Below are 22,118 nucleotides of genomic sequence, written 5' to 3' on the forward strand. Positions count from 1 at the left end.
GGAGGCACCCGCCGCCGGGAGCTGCGCCCATGGCAGGGCACCACACCGAACGTCGAGGGGACAGGGCGATGACGGCCGAGCTGGTCCGGGGGCAGAACCACACGTTGCCCCAGACCCGTCTGGAGATCAGGGTGTCGGCGGGCTCGCCCGTCGTGGCCGGGGCCACGCTCGGGGACGAGCGGGGCCTGGTCCGCGGCGCCGAGTGGATAGCCCACCCCGCGTCGCACCGGGTGCCCGGCCTTGAGGTGTCCCGGCAGGCCGCGGCCGACCACCGGCTGGCCGTGGACCTGGACGCCCTGCCCGACTCGGTGCACCGCGTCACCGTGCTCCTCGCGCTGCCCCTGGGCCCCGGGCAGCCGGCCAGATTCGGCGCGGTGGCCGCCCCCTTCGTGGCCGTGACCGGACTCGACGGCACGGAGATCGCCACGTTCACCCTCACCGGTCTGGACACCGAGTCCGCCGTGTCCGCCCTGGAGCTCTACCGCCGCCAGGGCGTCTGGAAGGTCCGGGCCGTCGGCCAGGGGTACGCGGCGGGGCTCGCCGGGATGCTCGCCGACCAGGGGGTGGCGGAGGCGGCGGAGGTCGCCGCCTCCATCCAGGAGGCCGTCGCCTCCGGGCTCGCCCGCTCCGTGACGCCGCCGCCCCGCACTCCCGACGGTGAGCGGGTGCGTCATCCCGCGGGCCCGCCGGCCTCCGGGGACGCACGGCCGCCCGCCCCGTCGGATCCCGCCCCCGCGCGCACGGAGGCCCCCGGCGGCCCCGTCAACTACGCGCACCCGCGGCGCCAGACGTCCGCACCGCCGCCCCCGCCCCCGACGGCCCCGCCCGCCGCCCCCGGACAGCCCGCGCAACCCGTCGCGGGTGACGCCACCGGCTGGTCCATGGACGAACGCCTCTACAACCAGATCTGGGGCATGTTCGAGGACCTCGCCCGCGCCGTCGCCGCCTACCGGAGCGCGGTCGACTTCGCCGAGTCCCGGATGGACCAGGAGCTCGACCGGGCCCTCTCCGACCCGCGCAGCCGCATCGGCGGAGCGGGCGACCGGGCCCGCGAGGAGGCCCGGGCCAAGCACGACGAGCTCACCGGCCGGGCACGCGAGGCGCTCGAACGCGACCTCGCCCAGCTCGCCGCCGAGTCCGCCGTGGTCGAGCCGGCCCTGCCCGCCGCGTACGCGGGCTGGGGCAACCCCGTCTGGCACGGCTACCGCGTCCCGATGGAGATCCCGATGGCCCTGCGCATCGGCGACCTCCACCTCCCCGAGGGCATCGGCCTGCGCATCCCCCTGCTGGTGCGGCTCCCCCTGGAGCGCGGCATCTGGGTCGACAGCGGGCGTACGGCCTCCGAGGCGGCCGCCGCGACCCCCGGGGACCGGCTGCGCACCCTGGCCATGGAGACCGCGGTCGCCCTGGCCGCGCGGCTGCTCGCCGTGTACCCGGCGGACGAGTTCTCCGTGCACGTCATCGATCCGGCCGGCTCCGCCGCCGGTCCGCTCGCCCCCCTGGTCGAGGCCGGCGTCCTCGCCGGGCCCCCGGCGAGCGGGGCGGAAGGCGTCTCCTCGGTCCTCGCCCACCTCACCCGGCGCGTCGACCTGGTGCAGATGGCGATCAGGGCCGGTGCCTCCGACGCGCTGCCCCCGGATCTCGACACGGCGGAACAGCTGCTGATCGTCAACGACTTCCCGCACGGCTTCGACGACAGGGCCGTCACCCAGCTGCGCTATCTGGCCGACGAGGGCCCCTCGGTGGGCGTGCACCTGCTGATGGTGGCCGACCGCGAGGACACCCGCGACTACGGCCCGGTGCTGGACCCCCTGTGGCGGTCGCTGCTCCGGATCACCCCGGTGGCCGACGACCACCTCGCCGACCCCTGGGTGGGCCACGCGTGGACGTACGAGCCGCTGAGGGCGCCGCAGGGCAGCCGGGTGCTGGAGCAGGTGCTGGCACTGGTGGCCGAGGCGCGGCGCGCGGGCTACCGCTGAGGGGGATGACAGCGGGTCAATTACCTTCCACGTAGCCCCTGACCTGGCATTTTGAGTACACCTTGGCAGAGACTTTACTGTTTCTTGGTGATTCGGGTACTGTTCTTGGTGCGGAGGGGAGTACTCCCGATCGCGGCGTTCCCGTCAGTACGGACTGTGACCGGTCCCGGGGCGTCGGCCCGGCGCGCATCCCGCGCTCCCGGGTGGAAGAGACCTCCGGCAGCGACGACGCTGATCTATAGCCGTAGCGAACTGCCGGAGGCGCAGTGGACGTTTCATGGACCCTCTGGGCGCTGACCATTCTCGGTCTCGTCGCCCTCATCTCCGTCGACTTCTTCATCGGGCGCAAGCCGCACGACGTGTCGACCAAGGAAGCCGGAATCTGGACGATCGTCTGGATCGCCCTGGCCGTGCTCTTCGGACTCGGTCTGCTGGCCTTCGGCGAGAGCCAGGCCTCGGGCGAGTTCTTCGCCGGCTTCATCACCGAGAAGTCGCTCAGTGTCGACAACCTCTTCGTCTTCGTCCTGATCATGGCGAAGTTCTCGGTGCCCTCCCACCTCCAGCAGCGGGTGCTGCTCGTCGGTGTGCTCATCGCGCTGGTGCTGCGGGCGATCTTCATCGCCGCCGGTGCCGCCGTCATCGCCAACTTCTCGTGGATCTTCTACATCTTCGGCGCGTTCCTGATCTACACCGCCTGGAAGCTCATCCAGGAGGCGCGGGCCGACGAGGAGGAGGACGACTTCGAGGAGAACCGTCTCCTGAAGTCGATCGAGCACCGCTTCGGCGTCGCCGACCGGTACCACGGGACGAAGCTCTTCATCCGGAACAACGGCAAGCGCGTCCTGACCCCCCTGATGGTGGTCATGCTCGCCATCGGCACCACCGATGTGCTGTTCGCGCTGGACTCCATCCCGGCGATCTTCGGCCTGACCCAGGACCCGTACATCGTCTTCACCGCCAACGCCTTCGCCCTGATGGGCCTGCGTCAGCTGTACTTCCTCATCGGCGGTCTGCTGAAGAAGCTGGCCCACCTGAGCTACGGGCTCTCGGTGATCCTCGGGTTCATCGGCGTCAAGCTGGTGCTGCACGCCCTGCACGAGTCGGGGGTGCACGTCCCGGAGATCTCCATCCCGTTCTCCCTCACCTTCATCTGCGGGGTCCTGGTGATCACCACGATCACCAGCCTCATCGCCACCAGGAAGCAGGACGCGGCGGCGAAGGACACGGAGAAGGACGAGCAGAAGGACGACAGCGAGAACGTCGGCGCGGAGAAGTAGCGCCCGACGGACACACCGACGGCCGGGGCCCCACGAGGGGCACCCGGCCGTCCGGCGTTCAGCGGTTCACCAGCCGCGCTCGCGCCACTCCGGCAGCTGGGGGCGCTCGGCGCCGAGCGTGGTGTCGTGACCGTGGCCCGGGTAGACCCAGGTCTCGTCGGGCAGCTGGTCGAAGAGCTTGGTCTCCACGTCGTGGAGCAGGCTCGCGAACGCCTCGGGATCCTTGTGCGTGTTGCCGACCCCGCCCGGGAAGAGGCAGTCCCCGGTGAACAGGTGCGGGGCGCCGTGCGGATCGTCGTAGACGAGCGCGATGGAGCCCGGGGTGTGGCCGGTCAGATGGCGGGCGGTCAGCGTGACCTGGCCCACCCGGATCGTGCCGTTGTCCTCGACGAGGACGTCGGTCGGGACCGGGATGCCCTCGGCGTCGTACCGCCCGGCGTAGGTACGCGCGCCGGTGGCCGCCACCACCTCGGCCAGCGCCTGCCAGTGGTCGCCGTGCTGATGGGTGGTGACGACGGACGCGATGGAGTCGTCGCCGATCAGCCGCAGCAGGGTTCCGGCCTCGTCGGCCGCGTCGATCAGGAGCTGCTCGCCGGTGGCCCGGCAGCGCAGCAGATAGGCGTTGTTGTTCATCGGGCCGACGGCGACCTTGGAGATCATCAGATCCGTCAACTCGTGTACGTCCGCACGTCCGCCGACCTTGACCGCTCCGCTGTACGTCATGTGACGAAGCCTATAGCGGGGGCAGTGCGGGGAGACTGCCGCCTTCCACGGTGAGCCCGGTGCCGTCCCTGCGGCCGCAGAGCCAGCCGAGGATGTCGGTGGCCTCGCCCCGGACGGTCACCGGGGGGCCGTCGGCGCCTCCGCCCGTGGTCCACAGCCGGCCGTCCGGGGCGACCGCCGTCGTGGGGACGACGCCGGGGTGCCCGGCGAACCGTTCCGCCAGGAAGTCGTTCTCCCGGGTCACGAACTCCTCCGGCAGGTCCTCCAGCTCGTACCCCACCCCCAGGTCGACGTGGTGCAGCTCGACCTCGACCCAGCGGCGGAAGGGGATCCGGGAGGCCGAATCCGTCACACCGTTGCGCATCGTGACCGTGCGCGACCAGTCGGCCGGGGCCTCGGCCGCCGCGAGGAAGGCCGCACCGCTCGTGCGCAGGTCGGCGACCTGCTCGGGCAGGGGGCGGGGCGCGCCACGTTCGATGTCGGCGTCCCGGGTTTCGCTGTTCGCGTACATCGGGCGCCCTCGGAGAACATTTACGAGCGCGTCGGCGTTACGTGACAGGTGGGCAAGAACATGGCCCCGGGTCCAGCCCGGCAGCCGCGACGGCTCGGCAACGGCGCCGTCGTCCATCGTGCCCGTGGCACTGAGCAGCCGATCGGTCGCTTCACGTACAGCTTCCAGGTCGCGCGCATGATCAGTCATGAGCCGAGCGTAGACCTCACCACTCATTCGGGTGATGGAGTCTTCGGTCGACCGTAAATCGAATGCGCGTGCTATACGCTCGGAGTCGAAAGCTTCATACATCGCTGTGGCGCCCCCCATACCCTGGGACAGGGGCTCAGTTCCCCCATTTCTCTCCAGAAAGGTGCGGACCGGCGTGGCCGACCGTCTCATCGTCCGTGGCGCGCGCGAGCACAACCTGAAGAACGTCTCGCTCGATCTCCCCCGTGACTCCCTCATCGTCTTCACCGGGCTCTCCGGATCGGGCAAGTCGTCGCTCGCGTTCGACACGATCTTCGCCGAGGGCCAGCGGCGCTACGTGGAGTCCCTCTCCTCGTACGCCCGTCAGTTCCTCGGCCAGATGGACAAGCCGGACGTGGACTTCATCGAAGGCCTCTCGCCCGCCGTCTCCATCGACCAGAAGTCGACCTCGCGCAACCCGCGCTCGACGGTCGGCACCATCACCGAGGTCTACGACTACCTCCGGCTGCTCTTCGCCAGGATCGGCAAGCCGCACTGCCCCGAGTGCGGAAGGCCCATCGCGCGCCAGTCGCCGCAGGCCATCGTCGACAAGGTGCTCGGCCTGCCCGAGGGCAGCCGCTTCCAGGTGCTCTCGCCGCTGGTGCGCGAGCGCAAGGGCGAGTTCGTCGACCTCTTCGCCGACCTCCAGACCAAGGGCTACAGCAGGGCCCGCGTCGACGGCGAGACGATCCAGCTGTCCGAGCCGCCCACGCTGAAGAAGCAGGAGAAGCACACCATCGAGGTGGTCATCGACCGCCTCACGGTGAAGGACAGCGCCAAGCGCCGGCTGACCGACTCCGTGGAGACGGCGCTCGGCCTCTCCGGCGGCATGGTCGTGCTCGACTTCGTCGACCTCGAGGCGGACGACCCCGAGCGTGAGCGGATGTACTCCGAGCACCTCTACTGCCCGTACGACGACCTCTCCTTCGAGGAGCTGGAGCCCCGCTCCTTCTCCTTCAACTCGCCCTTCGGCGCCTGCCCCGACTGCACGGGCATCGGTACGCGCATGGAGGTCGACCCCGAGCTGATCGTCCCGGACGAGGACAAGTCCCTGGACGAGGGCGCGATCCACCCCTGGTCGCACGGCCACACCAAGGAGTACTTCGGGCGCCAGATCAACGCCCTGGCCGACGCCCTCGGATTCCGTACGGACATCCCCTGGGCCGGACTGCCGCAGCGCGCCAAGAAGGCGCTGCTCCACGGTCACAAGATCCAGACCGAGGTCCGCTACCGCAACAGGTACGGGCGCGAGCGCGCCTACACCACGCCCCGCTTCGAGGGCGCCGTCCAGTACGTCAAGCGGCGCCACTCCGAGGCCGAGAGCGACTCCAGCCGGGAGCGCTTCGAGGGATACATGCGCGAGGTGGCCTGCCCCACCTGTGAGGGCACCCGGCTCAAGCCGCTGGTCCTCGCGGTGACGGTGATGGAGAAGTCCATCGCCGAGGTCGCCGCGATGTCGATCAGCGAGTGCGCCGAGTTCCTCGGCCGCCTCAAGCTGAACGCCCGCGACAAGAAGATCGCCGAGCGGGTCCTCAAGGAGGTCAACGAGCGGCTGAGGTTCCTCGTCGACGTGGGCCTCGACTACCTCTCGCTGAACCGCGCCGCGGGCACCCTGTCCGGCGGCGAGGCCCAGCGCATCCGGCTCGCCACCCAGATCGGCTCCGGACTCGTCGGCGTGCTGTACGTCCTGGACGAGCCGTCCATCGGCCTGCACCAGCGCGACAACCACCGGCTGATCGAGACCCTGGTCCGGCTCCGGGACATGGGCAACACGCTCATCGTCGTCGAGCACGACGAGGACACCATCAAGGTCGCCGACTGGGTCGTCGACATCGGTCCCGGCGCCGGTGAGCACGGCGGCAAGGTCGTCCACTCCGGCTCGCTCAAGGAGCTGCTGGCCAACAAGGAGTCGATCACCGGCCAGTACCTCGCGGGGAAGCGGGCCATCGAGATGCCGGACATCCGGCGTCCCGTCGACCCGAAGCGCCGTCTCACGGTGCACGGCGCCCGCGAGAACAATCTCCAGGACATCGACGTCTCCTTCCCGCTCGGTGTGCTCACCGCGGTCACCGGCGTCTCCGGATCGGGGAAGTCGACCCTGGTCAACGACATCCTCTACACCCACCTGGCGCGCGAGCTCAACGGCGCCAAGTCGGTCCCCGGGCGGCACACCCGGGTCGACGGCGACGACCTCGTCGACAAGGTCGTGCACGTCGACCAGTCGCCGATCGGCCGTACGCCCCGCTCCAACCCGGCGACGTACACCGGGGTCTTCGACCACGTCCGCAGGCTCTTCGCCGAGACGATGGAGGCGAAGGTGCGCGGCTATCTGCCGGGCCGCTTCTCCTTCAACGTCAAGGGCGGCCGCTGCGAGAACTGCTCCGGCGACGGCACGATCAAGATCGAGATGAACTTCCTGCCCGATGTGTACGTCCCGTGCGAGGTCTGCCATGGTGCGCGCTACAACCGGGAGACCCTGGAGGTCCACTACAAGGGCAAGTCCATCGCCGAGGTGCTGGACATGCCGATCGAGGAGGGCCTGGAGTTCTTCGAGGCCGTCCCCACGATCGCCCGTCACCTCCGTACGCTCAACGAGGTCGGCCTCGGATACGTCCGGCTCGGCCAGTCCGCGCCGACGCTCTCCGGCGGTGAGGCGCAGCGCGTGAAGCTGGCGAGCGAGCTGCAGAAGCGGTCCACCGGCCGCACGGTCTACGTCCTGGACGAGCCGACGACCGGTCTGCACTTCGAGGACATCAGCAAGCTCATCTCGGTCCTCTCGGGCCTGGTCGACAAGGGCAACACGGTGATCGTCATCGAGCACAACCTCGATGTGATCAAGACCGCCGACTGGGTCGTCGACATGGGCCCCGAGGGCGGCAACGGCGGCGGTCTGGTGGTCGCCGAGGGCACCCCGGAGCACGTGGCCTCGGTGCCGGCCAGCCACACCGGGAAGTTCCTCCAGGAGATCCTGGGCGCGGACCGGATCGGTGAGGCCGCGGTCCCGGCGGCCCGCAAGGCGCGTAAGGCGCCCGCGAAGAAGGCCGTCGCGGCGAAGGCGGCCACGACCCGCAGGACGGCCACGGCCAGGACCGCGGGGAAGACGGCGGCCGAGCAGCGCCCCGCGGCGAAGAAGGCCACGCGCGCACGGAAGGCCTGACACCGGCCGGACGGGCCGGCCCCCTGCACGGGGGCCGGCCCGTTCCGCCTCTCCCCGTCCCCGGGGGCCGGTCGAGGGGCCGGCGTTCTCCACCGGTATCGTCGGGTCTGTCGCCCATGCCTTCAGGCGCGGCCCGTGCCCGGAGTCCCCGGCACCCGGTGCCCCGGACGGTGACGGCGGCTCTCTGTCCCCCCGACACGTGGAGACCGCATGCCCGGCCTGCCCGCCGCCCGCCGTACCGTACTGAAGGGCGCCGCTCTGGCCGGTGCCGCCGGGCTGGGAGCGGCAGCCTGTTCGACCGAGTCGAAGCTCGGCCACGCACAGACGCCCACGCCCACCGCACCCGTGGAGCTCGGCGCCGCCGAGGAGGTCCCGGTCGGCGGGGCGAAGCTCTACCGGGAGCAGCGGGTCGTCGTGAGCTGCCCGGCCGCCGGGCAGTACAAGGCCTTCAGCGCGCAGTGCACCCACGCCGGTTGCCTCCTGGACAAGGTCGAGGAGAACGAGGGCAACTGCCCCTGCCACGGCAGCCGCTTCGACGTGACCACGGGAAAGGTCGTCCAGGGCCCGGCCACCGTGCCGCTGCCCTCCGTCCCGGTGAAGGTCGAGGGCGGAAAGCTCGTCGCGGGCCCCGGGGCCTGACCGGAGGGCCGTTCCCGGTCCCAGGCGCCCTGCGGGACGGCCGGCCCCCGGTTCCGGGGGCCCGGAAATCCCGCTCTGTCACTGCCCGCAAGTAGGGTATGAGACATGGCAGACCCCTCCAGCTACCGCCCCAAGCCGGGACAGATCCCCGACTCCCCGGGGGTCTACAAGTTCCGCGACGAGCACCGCCGGGTGATCTACGTCGGCAAGGCGAAGAACCTGCGCCAGCGCCTGGCCAACTACTTCCAGGACCTGGCCGGTCTGCATCCGCGTACGCGCACGATGGTGACCACCGCCGCCTCCGTGGAGTGGACCGTGGTGTCCACCGAGGTCGAGGCGCTTCAGCTGGAGTACTCCTGGATCAAGGAGTTCGACCCCCGGTTCAACGTCAAGTACCGCGACGACAAGAGCTACCCCTACCTCGCGGTCACGCTCAACGAGGACTTCCCGCGCGTCCAGGTCATGCGCGGCGCCAAGAAGAAGGGCGTGCGCTACTTCGGTCCGTACGGGCACGCCTGGGCGATCCGCGAGACCGTCGACCTGATGCTCCGGGTCTTCCCCGTGCGCACCTGCTCCGCCGGCGTCTTCAAGAACGCCGAGCGCACCGGCCGCCCCTGCCTCCTCGGCTACATCGGCAAGTGCTCCGCCCCCTGCGTCGGGCGGGTCACCCCCGAGGAACACCGGGATCTGGCCGAGGACTTCTGCGACTTCATGGCAGGCCGCACCGGGACGTACATCCGCCGCCTGGAGAAGGACATGATGCAGGCGGCCGAGGAGATGGAGTACGAGCGGGCGGCCCGGCTGCGCGACGACGCGGAGGCGCTGAAGCGGGCCATGGAGAAGAGCGCCGTCGTGCTCGCCGACGCCACCGACGCCGACCTGATCGCCGTCGCCGAGGACGAGCTCGAAGCGGCGGTCCAGATCTTCCACGTCCGCGGCGGACGCGTGCGGGGCCAGCGCGGCTGGGTCACCGACAAGGTCGAGGCCGTCGACACCGCGGGCCTGGTGGAACACGCGCTCCAGCAGCTCTACGGCGAGGAGACGGGCGACTCCGTCCCCAAGGAGGTGCTGGTCCCGGCGCTTCCCGAGGACCCCGACGCCGTGTCCCAGTGGCTCGCGGACCGCAGGGGGTCCCAGGTCAGCCTGCGCATCCCGCAGCGGGGCGACAAGAAGGACCTCATGGGCACGGTCCAGCGCAACGCCCAGCAGGCGCTCGGGCTGCACAAGACCAAGCGCGCGTCCGACCTGACGACGCGCTCCCGCGCCCTGGAGGAGATCGCCGAGGCGCTCGGCCTCGACACCGCGCCGCTGCGCGTCGAGTGCTTCGACATCTCCCACCTCCAGGGTGACGACGTGGTCGCGTCGATGGTGGTCTTCGAGGACGGCCTCGCCCGCAAGAGCGAGTACCGCCGCTTCCAGATCAAGGGCTTCGAGGGCCAGGACGACGTCCGGTCGATGCACGAGGTCATCGGCCGCCGCTTCAAGCGCTACCTCCAGGAGAAGGAGCGGACGGGGGAGTGGGAGGACACCCCGGCACCCACGGGTCCCGTCCCGGCTCCCGACGGCCCTGACGCGGGCCCCGGCGCGACCGGTGCGACCGGCGAGCCCGGGGCGGGTGCGCCCGACGAGGCCCGTACGACCGGCGAGCCCGGGCCCGGTGCGACCGGCCGGCCCGGGGCGGTGGCGCCCGCCCCGCAGGACTCCGTTCCCGTCCGGGAGGAGCCCCGCGAGGACGACGGACGCCCCAAGCGCTTCGCCTACCCGCCCCAGCTCGTCGTCGTCGACGGGGGACAGCCCCAGGTGGCCGCCGCCAAGCGGGCCCTGGACGAGCTGGGCATCGACGACATCGCCGTCTGCGGTCTCGCGAAGCGCCTGGAAGAGGTCTGGGTGCCCGACGACGACGATCCGGTGGTCCTGCCCCGCTCCAGCGAGGGCCTCTATCTCCTCCAGCGCATCCGGGACGAGGCCCACCGCTTCGCCATCACCTACCAGCGGGCCAAGCGGGCCAAGCGCATCCGCAGCAGCCCTCTCGACGATGTCCCGGGCCTCGGTGAGACCCGCAAGCAGGCACTGATCAAGCACTTCGGCTCCGTCAAGAAGCTGAGGCAGGCGACAATCGACGAGATCTGCGAGGTCCCGGGGATAGGGCGCAGGACCGCGGAATCGGTGGCCGCCGCCTTCGCCGCGGCCGCCCCGGCCGCGCCCGCCGTGAACACCGCCACTGGAGAGATCATTGAAGAGGACGACGGGGGCAGCACGACATGACCGAGCACGCGCATGAACACCGGAACGAACGCGGTCGAGCAGACGGAGCAGCACACGTGAGTACGGGAAGCACCACGGAGAAGGCCGAGGCCGCGGCGCCCGCCATCCCCGAGCTGGTGATCATCTCCGGAATGTCGGGCGCCGGGCGCAGCACCGCCGCCAAGTGTCTGGAGGACCTCGGCTGGTTCGTCGTGGACAACCTGCCGCCCGCGCTGATCCCCACGATGGTGGAGCTCGGCGCCCGGTCCCAGGGCAACGTCGCCCGCATCGCCGTCGTCGTCGACGTACGGGGCCGCCGTTTCTTCGACAACCTCCGGGAGTCCCTGGCCGACCTGGAGGCGAAGAACGTCACCCGGCGGATCGTCTTCCTGGAGTCCTCCGACGACGCACTCGTACGCCGTTTCGAATCGGTCCGGCGTCCGCACCCGCTCCAGGGCGACGGCCGCATCGTCGACGGCATCGCGGCCGAGCGCGATCTGCTGCGTGAGCTGCGCGGCGACGCCGACCTGGTCATCGACACCTCCAGCCTCAACGTGCACGAGCTGCGGGCCAAGATGGACGCCCAGTTCGCCGGCGACGAGGAGCCGGAGCTGCGGGCGACGGTGATGTCGTTCGGCTTCAAGTACGGCCTGCCGGTCGACGCCGACCTCGTCGTCGACTGCCGCTTCCTGCCCAACCCGCACTGGGTCCCGGAGCTCCGCCCCTTCACCGGGCTCAACGAGGAGGTGTCCGACTACGTCTTCGACCAGCCGGGCGCCAAGGAGTTCCTCAACCAGTACACGGAGCTGCTCCAGCTCATCGCCGCCGGTTACCGCCGCGAGGGCAAGCGCTACGTGACCATCGCCGTGGGCTGTACTGGCGGCAAGCACCGTTCCGTGGCGATGTCGGAGAAGCTGGCCGCCCGGCTGGCGACCGAGGGGATCGAGACCGTCCTCGTCCACCGGGACATGGGGCGAGAGTGAGCAGTCGCCATCTGCGTCAGCGCCGGCTGAGCAGGGCCACGGCCGCGCTCTCCGGCCGTAAGCGGGGCGCGCAGCCCAAGGTCGTCGCCCTCGGCGGCGGCATGGGGCTGTCGGCCTCGCTCACGGCGCTGCGCCGGATCACCGGCGATCTCACGGCGGTGGTGACCGTCGCCGACGACGGCGGCTCCAGCGGCCGGCTCCGCGAGGAGCTCGGGGTCCTCCCGCCGGGCGACCTGCGCAAGGCGCTCGCCGCGCTCTGCGGCGACGACGAGTGGGGCCAGACCTGGGCCCAGGTCATCCAGCACCGCTTCGAGTCGAAGGGCGATCTGCACGAGCACGCCGTGGGCAATCTGCTCATCGTCGCCCTCTGGGAACAGCTGGGGGACCACGTCCAGGCCCTCGACCTGGTCGGCAAGCTGCTCGGGGCCCACGGCAGGGTGCTGCCGATGTCCGCCGTCCCCCTGGAGCTCCAGGCCCTCGTGCGGGGGCACGACCTGGAGTGCCCCGAGGACATCGTCACCGTGCGCGGGCAGGCGACGGTGGCGCTGACCCCCGGCGAGGTGCAGTCCGTCCACCTGGTGCCCGCCGACCCGCCGGCCGTCCCCGAGGCGGTGGCCGCGGTGCTCGACGCCGACTGGGTGGTGCTCGGCCCCGGGTCCTGGTTCTCCTCGGTGATCCCGCACCTTCTGGTGCCCGAACTGCTGGACGCACTGGTCACCACGAAGGCCCGCAAGGTCCTCTCGCTGAACCTCGCACCGCAGCCCGGTGAAACAGAAGGCTTCTCACCGCAGCGTCATTTGGAGGTTTTGGGACGACACGCCCCTAAACTCGCCATGGACGTGGTGCTGGCCGACGAGGCCGCCGTGCCCGACCGCGAGTCCCTCGCCGACGCCGCACAGCGGCTCGGAGCCGCGGTCGAGCTGGCCCCCGTGGCCTCACCCGACGGCGTTCCGATTCATGATCCGGAGCTGTTGGCCGCCGCGTACGACCGTATTTTTCGGATGCATGGAAGGATCGGCCCATGGCGATGACGCCAGCGGTGAAGGACGAAGTCTCTCGGCTTCCCGTGACCCGGACCTGCTGCAGAAAGGCGGAGGTCTCGGCGATTCTTCGGTTCGCGGGCGGGCTGCACCTGGTGAGCGGCCGGATCGTGATCGAGGCCGAGCTGGACACGGCCATGGCGGCTCGCCGGCTCAAGCGGGACATCCTCGAGATCTTCGGGCACAGCTCGGAGCTGATCGTGATGGCTCCCGGCGGCCTGCGCCGCGGCTCCCGCTACGTCGTACGGGTGGTGGCGGGCGGCGACCAGCTGGCGCGCCAGACCGGACTGGTGGACGGCCGCGGCCGTCCCATCCGCGGCCTGCCCCCGCAGGTGGTCTCGGGGGCCACCTGCGACGCGGAGGCGGCCTGGCGCGGCGCCTTCCTGGCTCACGGATCGCTCACCGAGCCCGGACGTTCCTCGTCGCTGGAGGTGACCTGCCCCGGCCCGGAGGCCGCGCTCGCCCTGGTCGGGGCCGCCCGCAGGCTCTCCATCGCGGCCAAGGCCCGGGAGGTGCGCGGCGTCGACCGTGTCGTCGTCCGGGACGGTGACGCCATCGGTGCCCTGCTGACCCGCCTCGGCGCCCATGAGTCGGTGCTGGCCTGGGAGGAGCGCCGGATGCGGCGCGAGGTGCGTGCCACGGCCAACCGGCTCGCCAACTTCGACGACGCCAACCTCCGCCGCTCCGCCCGTGCGGCGGTCGCCGCCGGCGCCCGGGTGGGGCGTGCGCTGGAGATCCTGGGCGAGGAGGTCCCGGAGCACCTCGCGGCGGCCGGACGGCTGCGCATGGAGCACAAGCAGGCATCCCTGGAGGAGCTGGGAGCGCTCGCCGACCCGCCGCTGACCAAGGACGCCGTCGCCGGCCGGATCAGGCGCCTGCTGGCCATGGCGGACAAGCGGGCCCAGGACCTCGGCATCCCCGGGACGGAGTCGACGCTCAGCGAGGAGCTCGCCGACGGCCTGGTGGGCTGAGAGCGGCAGGAGGCCCCGGCCGGAGGCACCGCCCCCGGCCGGGGCCTCGGTCATTCCGATAATTTCAGGAATGGATTCGGAGCGCCGCCCCGCACGAATGAGCGGCGATCTCCGCAGTTCCGGCTCCGGGCCCTCGAAAGTGTGTTGCCCGGCTGCGCGGCGGAACAGCACATTTATCGATTGAGTGCACCTCCGCACAATTGAGCGTGGCACTTACGGTTCGCCGCGTCCCTCTCCGGATGAATATGCCCCGGAGGCCATTCCCGGCGCCCGCGCGGTGCGGAATCCCGGTGGCTGAGCCCGCGTCAGCGACCGCTGCGGTGACTCCCGGTGATATCGCGCCGGAGGCGGTCGCCGGCCGCCGGGCCGCCGCAAGGGGCCCTGGTCGGGCGGGTGTTGACGCTTGGTGACGTGCGGCGGGCGAGGGGCGTCCCCCGCCGCCCTCCGTGACCGGAATCCCGTACTCCTACTCGGCGGTAAGAGGATCCCCTTTCGCACCACCCCTCTCGATGTCACTCCCGGGCCTTCGGAGAGGTAGGGTCGGAGGCGGTCGGGGACATCCCTATAAAACTCGCCGGCATCGAAACCGGCGTTCCTAACGAGGAGATCGGTTCGTGACGATCCGCGTAGGCATCAACGGCTTTGGCCGCATCGGTCGTAACTACTTCCGCGCGCTGCTGGAGCAGGGTGCGGACATCGAGATCGTGGCTGTCAACGACCTGGGTGACACCGCGACCACGGCTCACCTGCTGAAGTACGACACCATTCTGGGTCGTCTCAAGGCGGAGGTCAGCCACACCGCCGACACCATCACCGTCGACGGCCACACCATCAAGGTGCTCTCCGAGCGCAACCCGGCCGACATCCCGTGGGGCGAGCTGGGCGTCGACATCGTCGTCGAGTCGACCGGCATCTTCACCAAGAAGGCCGACGCCGCGAAGCACATCGCCGGTGGCGCCAAGAAGGTCCTCATCTCGGCTCCGGCCAAGGACGAGGACATCACCATCGTGATGGGCGTCAACCAGGACAAGTACGACGCGGCCAACCACCACGTCATCTCCAACGCCTCCTGCACCACCAACTGTGTGGCGCCGATGGCCAAGGTTCTCGACGAGAACTTCGGCATCGTCAAGGGCCTGATGACGACGGTCCACGCGTACACGAACGACCAGCGCATCCTGGACTTCCCGCACTCGGACCTGCGCCGCGCCCGCGCCGCCGCCGAGAACATCATCCCGACCACGACGGGCGCCGCCAAGGCGACCGCCCTGGTCCTCCCGCAGCTCAAGGGCAAGCTCGACGGCATCGCGATGCGCGTCCCGGTCCCGACCGGCTCCGCCACCGACCTCGTCGTGACCCTTCAGCGCGAGGTCACCAAGGACGAGGTCAACGCCGCGTTCAAGAAGGCGTCCGACGACGGCGACCTCAAGGGCTTCCTGACGTACACCGAGGACCCGATCGTGTCCTCCGACATCGTCGGCGACCCGTCGTCCTGCACCTTCGACTCCTCCCTGACCATGGTCCAGGAGGGCAACACGGTGAAGATCCTCGGCTGGTACGACAACGAGTGGGGTTACTCCAACCGCCTCGTCGACCTGACCGTCTTCGTCGGCGGCCAGCTCTGATCCTAGGATCGGCAGGCATCCAGGTGTGATGTGAGGGGCTCGGACGGCGCGACGCGGCGCCGTTCGAGCCCCCTCGCATGCTCATCCGTCCTTCCAAGGAGTATGGGAACAGAGATGAAGACGATCGACGAACTTCTCGCCGAAGGGGTCGCGGGCAAGCGGGTATTCGTCCGCGCCGACCTCAACGTGCCGCTGGACGGCACCACGATCACCGACGACGGGCGCATCCGCGCCGTCCGCCCGACGATCGCCGAGCTCGCCGCAGCCGGCGCGCGGGTCGTCGTCGCCTCGCACCTGGGCCGCCCCAAGGGCGCCCCGGACCCGGCCTTCTCGCTGGCCCCCGCCGCCGCGCGCCTCGGCGAGCTGCTCGGCACCGAGGTCGCCTTCGCGACCGACACCGTCGGCGAGTCCGCCCGCGCGACCGTCGCGGGTCTCGCCGACGGCCAGGTCGCCGTCATCGAGAACCTCCGCTTCAACCCCGGCGAGACGTCGAAGGACGACGCCGAGCGCGGCGCCTTCGCCGACCAGCTCGCCGAGCTCGCCGACGTGTACGTGGGCGACGGCTTCGGCGCCGTCCACCGCAAGCACGCCTCGGTCTTCGACCTCCCGGCCCGGCTGCCGCACGCGGCCGGCGGACTGATCGCCACCGAGGTCGGCGTCCTGAAGAAGCTCACCGAGGACGTCGCGCGCCCGTACGCCGTGGTCCTCGGCGGTGCCAAGGTCTCCGACAAGCTCGGCGTGATCGACCACCTGCTGGAGAAGGCCGACCGCATCCTGATCGGCGGCGGCATGGCGTACACCTTCCTCAAGGCCAAGGGCCACGAGGTCGGCATCTCGCTGCTCCAGGAGGACCAGGTCCCGGCCGTCCAGGGCTACCTCAAGCGGGCCGAGGAGCTCGGCGTGGAGTTCGTCCTCCCCGTCGACGTCCTCGTCGCCCACGAGTTCCCGGACCTGAAGACCAAGGCCCCGGCCCACCCCACCACGGTCGCCGCCGACGCCATCCCGGCCGACCAGGAGGGCCTGGACATCGGCCCGGAGACCCGCAAGCTGTACGCGGAGAAGCTCGCCGACGCGGCCACCGTCTTCTGGAACGGCCCGATGGGTGTCTTCGAGCACCCCGACTACGCCGAGGGCACCAAGGCGGTCGCCCAGGCCCTCGTCGACTCCGATGCCTTCAGCGTCGTCGGCGGCGGGGACTCCGCGGCCGCCGTGCGCATCCTCGGCTTCGACGAGAACGCATTCGGACACATCTCGACCGGTGGCGGCGCCAGCCTCGAATACCTCGAGGGCAAGACGCTTCCCGGACTCGCCGCACTGGAGGACTGACCCTCAATGACCACCCGCACTCCGCTCATGGCGGGCAACTGGAAGATGAACCTCAACCACCTCGAGGCCATCGCCCACGTCCAGAAGCTCGCCTTCGCCCTGGCCGACAAGGACTACGACGCGGTCGAGGTCGCCGTCCTGCCGCCCTTCACCGACCTGCGCTCCGTGCAGACGCTGGTCGACGGCGACAAGCTGAAGATCAAGTACGGCGCCCAGGACATCTCGGCGCAGGACTCCGGCGCGTACACCGGTGAGATCTCCGGTCCGATGCTCGCCAAGCTGAAGTGCACGTTCGTGGCCGTCGGCCACAGCGAGCGCCGCCAGTACCACGGCGAGAACGACGAGATCTGCAACGCCAAGGTGAAGGCCGCCTTCAAGCACGGCCTGACCCCGATCCTCTGCGTCGGCGAGGGCCTGGACGTCCGCAAGGCCGGTGACCAGGTCTCCTACACGCTGGCGCAGCTCGACGGCGCGCTGAAGGACATCCCGGCCGAGCAGGCCGAGTCCATCGTGATCGCGTACGAGCCGGTCTGGGCCATCGGGACCGGCGAGGTCGCCACCCCCGAGGACGCCCAGGAGGTATGCGGAGCGATCCGCGGGCGTCTCGCCGAGCTGTACTCGCAGGAGCTGGCCGACGCCGTCCGTATCCAGTACGGCGGCTCGGTGAAGTCCGGCAACGTCGCGGCCATCATGGCGCAGCCCGACGTGGACGGCGCCCTCATCGGCGGTGCCGCGCTCGACGCCGACGAGTTCGTCAAGATCGTTCGCTTCCGCGACCAGTGAGTATGCGGTAGCGCCGATCCGTCGTACCCTTGCGGGGGCCGAGGGGGGTATACCCCCGGGCCCCCGCTGTTCGTACATGCAGTCCTAGGAATTCCGGAAAGTAGGGACCAGCCGTGGTTTTGGCGTTCGAGATCGCCCTGATCGTCTTCAGCCTGCTGCTGATGCTGCTGGTGCTGATGCACAAGGGAAAGGGCGGCGGCCTTTCCGACATGTTCGGTGGTGGAATGCAGTCCTCCGTGGGCGGCTCCTCGGTCGCCGAGCGGAACCTCGACCGCATCACCGTCGTGGTCGGTCTGGCCTGGTTCGCGTGCATTGTCGTCCTTGCTCTGCTCATCAAGCTGGACAGCTGACCCGTCGTTCGCGATTCCCGGTGACGGTGTAACTCCTTTCACTGGACGCGCGTTGGGCCTTACGTAGACTGGGGCATCTTCGAGCACCATCACGCAGGGAGTTACGACCGTGGCAAGTGGCAACGCGATCCGGGGAAGCCGGGTCGGAGCGGGGCCGATGGGGGAGGCCGAGCGCGGCGAGTCCGCGCCACGCGCCCGCATCTCCTTCTGGTGCTCGAACGGGCACGAGACGCAGCCGAGCTTCGCCCATGACGCGCAGGTACCGGAGACCTGGGACTGCCCGCGCTGCGGCTTCCCGGCAGGACAGGACCGGGACAGCCCGCCGGCGCCGCCCCGCACCGAGCCGTACAAGACGCATCTGGCGTACGTGCGCGAGCGGCGCAGCGACGCGGACGGCGAGGCGATCCTCGCCGAGGCCCTGGCGAAACTCCGCGGCGAGATCTAGAAGTTGTCCACCGGCCGGTCACCCCTGGGTGACCGGCCGGAATTCGTATGTCCCCGGTAGCTCGCCTATGCCCGTCGCACCCTTCTGATCAATTAGGTTGGAGGGGCAGCGGGGAAGGTTGCAGGTACGAGAGAAGTGGGCGATTTCCGGGATGAACGCACAAAGCCGAACCAAGCTCAACCAGATGCCCGAGTGGACGGCTCTCGGTAAGCACCGTGAGGAGTTCGGGGGGACACATCTGCGGCAGCTGTTCGCGGACGCGCCGGACCGGGGGAAGCAGTACACCCTCCGCGTCGGCGACCTCCACATCGACTACTCCAAGCACCTGGTCACCGACGAGACGCTGCGCCTTCTGCGCGAGCTCGCCGCCGCCACGGACGTGGCCGGGCTGCGGGACGCGATGTTCCGCGGCGAGAAGATCAACACGACCGAGGACCGCGCCGTCCTGCACACCGCGCTCCGTGCCCCGCGGGGTGCCGTGGTCGAGGTCGACGGCGAGAACGTGGTGCCCGCCGTGCACGACGTCCTGGACCGGATGGCCACGTTCTCGGACCGGATCAGGGCCGGCGAGTGGACCGGCCACACCGGCAGGCCGATCAAGAACATCGTCAACATCGGTATCGGCGGTTCCGACCTCGGCCCCGCCATGGCGTACGAGGTGCTGCGCTCCTTCACGGACCGCTCGCTGGACGTCCGCTTCGTGTCGAACGTCGACGGCGCCGACCTCCACGAGGCGGTGCAGGGCCTCGACCCGGCCGAGACGCTCTTCATCGTCGCGTCCAAGACCTTCACGACGATCGAGACCATCACCAACGCCACCTCCGCCCGCGACTGGCTCCTCACCGAGCTGAAGGCCGGTCAGGACGCCGTCGCCAAGCACTTCGTGGCGCTGTCGACCAACGCGGAGAAGGTCGCGGACTTCGGCATCGACACGGCCAACATGTTCGAGTTCTGGGACTGGGTCGGAGGACGCTACTCCTTCGACTCGGCGATCGGCCTGTCACTGATGATCGCCGTCGGCCCCGACCGGTTCCGCGAGATGCTCGACGGCTTCCACCTCGTCGACGAGCACTTCCGCACCGCCCCCGCCGAGGAGAACGCCCCGCTGCTGCTGGGCCTGCTGGGCATCTGGTACGGCCAGTTCTTCGACGCCCAGTCCCACGCGGTGCTGCCCTACAGCCACTATCTGTCCAAGTTCACCGCGTACCTGCAGCAGCTGGACATGGAGTCCAACGGCAAGTCCGTGGACCGCGACGGGAACCCGGTGGAGTGGGAGACCGGGCCGGTCGTCTGGGGCACCCCCGGCACCAACGGGCAGCACGCCTACTACCAGTTGATCCACCAGGGTACGAAGATCATCCCGGCCGACTTCATCGGCTTCGCCGCACCGGTCCACGACCTGCTGCCCGGGCTGATCGCCCAGCACGACCTGCTGATGGCCAACTTCTTCGCCCAGACCCAGGCCCTCGCCTTCGGCAAGACGCCCGAGGAGGTCCGCGCGGAGGGCGTTCCCGAGGAGCTCGTGCCGCACAAGACGTTCCGCGGCAACCACCCGACGACCACGATCCTCGCGGACCGCCTCACCCCGTCGGTCCTCGGCCAGCTGATCGCCCTGTACGAGCACAAGGTGTTCGTCCAGGGCGCCGTCTGGAACATCGACTCCTTCGACCAGTGGGGCGTCGAGCTCGGCAAGGTCCTCGCCAAGAAGATCGAGCCGGTCCTCACCCAGGGCAAGGGCGGCGAACAGCTGGACAGTTCCACCGCCGCGCTCGTCTCGACGTACCGCGCGCTGCGGGGCCGCTGAGCGATGACCACGGGGGAGGGGACGGTACGGCTCAGGCCGCCGCGCAACCGGCCGGACCGCGGTGCCGTCGGCTGGTGGCGGGCCCAGTGGCTGCTGCTGACGGCGGCCCCGGTGGCGGTCCTGGGCATCCTCGGGGCGTTCATCGCCCCGGCCAGGTTCTGGCTGTGGACGCCCGCCGCCGTGCTGGCGGTCATCGGACTGTCCTGCGCCGTCCTCTTCCCCCTGTGGTGGTTCCGTACCCACCGCTGGGAGGTCACCGACGAGGCCGTCTACGTACGGACCGGGGTCTTCCTGCAGGAGTGGCGGATCGCGCCGATGTCCCGCATCCAGACCGTGGACACCGTGCGGGGCCCGCTGGAACACCTCTTCGGGCTGGCCACGGTCACCGTCACCACCGCCTCCGCCAAGGGCGCGGTGAAGATCGAGGGCCTCGCCCACGGGACGGCCGCCGACCTCGCCGAGCGGCTCACCCGGATCACCCAGGACACGCCCGGTGACGCCACATGAGCACCGCCGCCGACGAGACCGGCCCTCCGTGGCGGCGGATCCACCGCCGCACGGTCCTCGTCACCGCGCTCGTCACCGCGGGGGTGGCCCTGGGCGCCGCCCTCCCGGCCGTGGCGGGGCTCTCCGGGCGGCTCGGCTATCCGGCGGCCATCGGCTGGACCCTGGCCGGGGCCGCCCTGCTGATCGGCTGCGCCGCCGCCGGCGACTACGTGCGCTGGCGGCGCACCCGCTACCGCGTCGGCGGTGAGCGGGTCGAGCTGCACAGCGGTCTTCTGCTGGTCAAACGGCGCTCCCTGGCCCGCGAGCGGATCCGCAGCGTCGACCTGACCGCACACCCGCTGCTGCGCCTCCTCGGCCTGGTCACCGTCAGGATCGGCACCGGCGAACAGGGCTCCGAGTCCACCCTCGAACTGGACCCGGTCGCCCGCGCCGAGGGCGAACGGCTGCGCCGCCTCCTGCTGGAACGCGCCGCCACCGCACCGCCCGGCGTCCGCCACGACGGCGAACTGGCCGTCCTCGACCCCCGCTGGATCCGCTACGCCCCGTTCTCCTTCGGCGCCCCCGTGCTCGGCGGGGCGGCCGCCGGGGCCGTGATGCAGGTCAGCGACTGGGTCGGGGCCCAGGCCGAGGTCATCACATGGATCGGCGACCGCTTCCGGGACACCACGCTGCTCTGGATGATCGTCACCCTGGTCCTCGCCGCCCTGGTCGCGGGCGTCGTCGGGGCGCTCGGCCTCTGGGTCGAGATGTGGTGGAACTACCGCCTGGAGCGCGAACCCGGCGGCACCCTGCGGGTGAGGCGCGGGCTGTTCACCTCCCGGTCCATATCCGTCGAGGAGGCCCGGCTGCGCGGCGTCGACCTGGTCGAGCCGCTGGGCGTCCGGCTGGTCGGCGCGGCCCGTCTGGACGCCATCACCACCGGCCTCGCCAAGGACGAGGAGGCCAGGAACGCCGACCACAACACCCTGCTCCCGCCCGCGCCCCGGACCCGGGCCGTCACCGTCGCCGCCGGGGTGCTGCGCGAGCCGCTCTCCCCGACGGGCGCCCCGCTGACCGCCCACCCCCGCGCCGCCCGGGGCCGGCGGCTCCGCCGCGCCCTGATCGCCACCCTCGTACCGGTGCTGGTCCAGGTCGTGCTGGGGCTCCTGCTGACGCCCGTCCTGCTCCTGACCGCGCTCGCCTGCGCGGTGGTGTCCGTGCCCGTCGCGGTGCTGCTGGCCCTCGACGCGTACCGCTCCCTGGGGCACGCGCTCAGCGGCGACTACCTGGTGACCCGCTCCGGCACCTTCCGGCGGTCCACCGCGGCCCTCCAACGGTCCGGCGTGATCGGGTGGACCGTGCGGCAGTCCTGCTTCCAGCGCCGCGCCGGGCTGCTGAGCGTCACCGCCACGACGGCCGCGGGAGGGGGCGCCTACACCGCGCGCGACACCGATGCCTCCGGAGGGCCTCGCCTTCGCCGCGGAGGCCGTCCCGGGCCTGCTGGAGCCCTTCCTCGACCGGGCCTGAGACACGAGAGAGGCCTGGTT

At 70.7% G+C, this 22,118-nt stretch carries 17 protein-coding genes and 1 pseudogene; 16 read left to right on the forward strand and 2 right to left on the reverse strand.

Features of this window, described 5'->3' with window-relative positions:
- The first annotated feature begins 68 nt into the window (after nt 1–68).
- Complete coding sequence (locus tag ACZ607_RS04235; protein ID WP_469731505.1) at nt 69–1,979, forward strand: TerD family protein; 1,911 nt, start codon at nt 69–71, stop codon at nt 1,977–1,979.
- 266 nt (nt 1,980–2,245) lie between these two features.
- Nucleotides 2,246–3,256, forward strand: coding sequence for a TerC family protein (locus ACZ607_RS04240; protein ID WP_469731507.1), 1,011 nt, complete (start codon nt 2,246–2,248; stop codon nt 3,254–3,256).
- A gap of 66 nt (nt 3,257–3,322) precedes the next feature.
- Here ACZ607_RS04240 and ACZ607_RS04245 read toward each other — a convergent pair whose 3' ends face one another.
- Nucleotides 3,323–3,979 (reverse strand): MBL fold metallo-hydrolase, encoded by a 657-nt coding sequence (locus ACZ607_RS04245; protein WP_469731509.1) that lies wholly within the window; start codon nt 3,977–3,979, stop codon nt 3,323–3,325.
- Nucleotides 3,980–3,989: 10 nt separating this feature from the next.
- Nucleotides 3,990–4,679, reverse strand: a complete 690-nt coding sequence (locus ACZ607_RS04250) for a maleylpyruvate isomerase family mycothiol-dependent enzyme (protein ID WP_469731511.1) — start codon at nt 4,677–4,679, stop codon at nt 3,990–3,992.
- Between the two features lie 175 nt (nt 4,680–4,854).
- Between ACZ607_RS04250 and uvrA the strand changes: the two genes are divergently transcribed.
- From uvrA to ACZ607_RS04320, 14 genes and pseudogenes are all read left to right on the forward strand, one after another.
- Nucleotides 4,855–7,875: an excinuclease ABC subunit UvrA gene (uvrA, locus tag ACZ607_RS04255; protein WP_469731513.1), complete on the forward strand. Its 3,021-nt coding sequence runs from the start codon at nt 4,855–4,857 to the stop codon at nt 7,873–7,875.
- 210 nt (nt 7,876–8,085) lie between these two features.
- Entirely contained in the window at nt 8,086–8,514 is a 429-nt protein-coding gene (locus ACZ607_RS04260) for a Rieske (2Fe-2S) protein (protein WP_469731515.1), read from the forward strand.
- Nucleotides 8,515–8,619: 105 nt separating this feature from the next.
- Complete coding sequence (gene uvrC / locus ACZ607_RS04265; protein WP_469731517.1) at nt 8,620–10,779, forward strand: excinuclease ABC subunit UvrC; 2,160 nt, start codon at nt 8,620–8,622, stop codon at nt 10,777–10,779.
- A complete protein-coding gene (gene rapZ, locus ACZ607_RS04270) occupies nt 10,776–11,741 on the forward strand; it encodes an RNase adapter RapZ (protein ID WP_469731518.1) in 966 nt (321 codons plus the stop codon). Before uvrC ends, rapZ begins: the two co-directional genes overlap by 4 nt.
- Nucleotides 11,738–12,772 carry a gluconeogenesis factor YvcK family protein gene (locus ACZ607_RS04275; protein WP_469731520.1) on the forward strand — a complete coding sequence of 345 codons (1,035 nt, stop codon included), beginning with the start codon at nt 11,738–11,740 and terminating at the stop codon, nt 12,770–12,772. Before rapZ ends, ACZ607_RS04275 begins: the two co-directional genes overlap by 4 nt.
- A complete protein-coding gene (gene whiA, locus ACZ607_RS04280; protein ID WP_018104603.1) occupies nt 12,763–13,752 on the forward strand; it encodes a DNA-binding protein WhiA in 990 nt (329 codons plus the stop codon). Before ACZ607_RS04275 ends, whiA begins: the two co-directional genes overlap by 10 nt.
- Nucleotides 13,753–14,366: 614 nt before the next feature.
- Nucleotides 14,367–15,377, forward strand: coding sequence for a type I glyceraldehyde-3-phosphate dehydrogenase (gap, locus tag ACZ607_RS04285; protein WP_469731522.1), 1,011 nt, complete (start codon nt 14,367–14,369; stop codon nt 15,375–15,377).
- Nucleotides 15,378–15,491: 114 nt separating this feature from the next.
- Nucleotides 15,492–16,703: a phosphoglycerate kinase gene (locus ACZ607_RS04290; RefSeq protein ID WP_469731524.1), complete on the forward strand. Its 1,212-nt coding sequence runs from the start codon at nt 15,492–15,494 to the stop codon at nt 16,701–16,703.
- A 6-nt stretch (nt 16,704–16,709) separates the two neighbouring features.
- Complete coding sequence (tpiA, locus tag ACZ607_RS04295; RefSeq protein WP_469731526.1) at nt 16,710–17,486, forward strand: triose-phosphate isomerase; 777 nt, start codon at nt 16,710–16,712, stop codon at nt 17,484–17,486.
- A gap of 113 nt (nt 17,487–17,599) precedes the next feature.
- Entirely contained in the window at nt 17,600–17,836 is a 237-nt protein-coding gene (gene secG / locus ACZ607_RS04300) for a preprotein translocase subunit SecG (protein WP_014156893.1), read from the forward strand.
- Nucleotides 17,837–17,945: 109 nt separating this feature from the next.
- A complete protein-coding gene (locus tag ACZ607_RS04305) occupies nt 17,946–18,281 on the forward strand; it encodes an RNA polymerase-binding protein RbpA (protein WP_099176117.1) in 336 nt (111 codons plus the stop codon).
- A 151-nt stretch (nt 18,282–18,432) separates the two neighbouring features.
- Nucleotides 18,433–20,085, forward strand: a complete 1,653-nt coding sequence (gene pgi / locus ACZ607_RS04310) for a glucose-6-phosphate isomerase (protein WP_469731529.1) — start codon at nt 18,433–18,435, stop codon at nt 20,083–20,085.
- Nucleotides 20,086–20,088: 3 nt separating this feature from the next.
- Nucleotides 20,089–20,592, forward strand: coding sequence for a PH domain-containing protein (locus tag ACZ607_RS04315; RefSeq protein WP_469731531.1), 504 nt, complete (start codon nt 20,089–20,091; stop codon nt 20,590–20,592).
- Nucleotides 20,589–22,098, forward strand: a pseudogene (locus ACZ607_RS04320) (PH domain-containing protein). The gene ACZ607_RS04315 and the pseudogene ACZ607_RS04320 overlap by 4 nt, the downstream one beginning before the upstream one ends.
- Nucleotides 22,099–22,118: the final 20 nt, after the last annotated feature.

This window comes from Streptomyces sp. NPDC104381 (assembly GCF_055583745.1).

Bases quoted from the DNA above. Each gene is read 5' to 3' on its own strand.
- ACZ607_RS04315 (WP_469731531.1), top strand. From the start codon at position 20,089: ATGACCACGGGGGAGGGGACGGTACGGCTCAGGCCGCCGCGCAACCGG.
- ACZ607_RS04260 (WP_469731515.1), top strand. From the start codon at position 8,086: ATGCCCGGCCTGCCCGCCGCCCGCCGTACCGTACTGAAGGGCGCCGCT.
- whiA (WP_018104603.1), top strand. From the start codon at position 12,763: ATGGCGATGACGCCAGCGGTGAAGGACGAAGTCTCTCGGCTTCCCGTG.
- tpiA (WP_469731526.1), top strand. From the start codon at position 16,710: ATGACCACCCGCACTCCGCTCATGGCGGGCAACTGGAAGATGAACCTC.
- uvrC (WP_469731517.1), top strand. From the start codon at position 8,620: ATGGCAGACCCCTCCAGCTACCGCCCCAAGCCGGGACAGATCCCCGAC.
- rapZ (WP_469731518.1), top strand. From the start codon at position 10,776: ATGACCGAGCACGCGCATGAACACCGGAACGAACGCGGTCGAGCAGAC.
- pgi (WP_469731529.1), top strand. From the start codon at position 18,433: ATGAACGCACAAAGCCGAACCAAGCTCAACCAGATGCCCGAGTGGACG.
- ACZ607_RS04245 (WP_469731509.1), bottom strand. From the start codon at position 3,979: ATGACGTACAGCGGAGCGGTCAAGGTCGGCGGACGTGCGGACGTACAC.
- ACZ607_RS04250 (WP_469731511.1), bottom strand. From the start codon at position 4,679: ATGACTGATCATGCGCGCGACCTGGAAGCTGTACGTGAAGCGACCGAT.
- ACZ607_RS04290 (WP_469731524.1), top strand. From the start codon at position 15,492: ATGAAGACGATCGACGAACTTCTCGCCGAAGGGGTCGCGGGCAAGCGG.
- ACZ607_RS04235 (WP_469731505.1), top strand. From the start codon at position 69: ATGACGGCCGAGCTGGTCCGGGGGCAGAACCACACGTTGCCCCAGACC.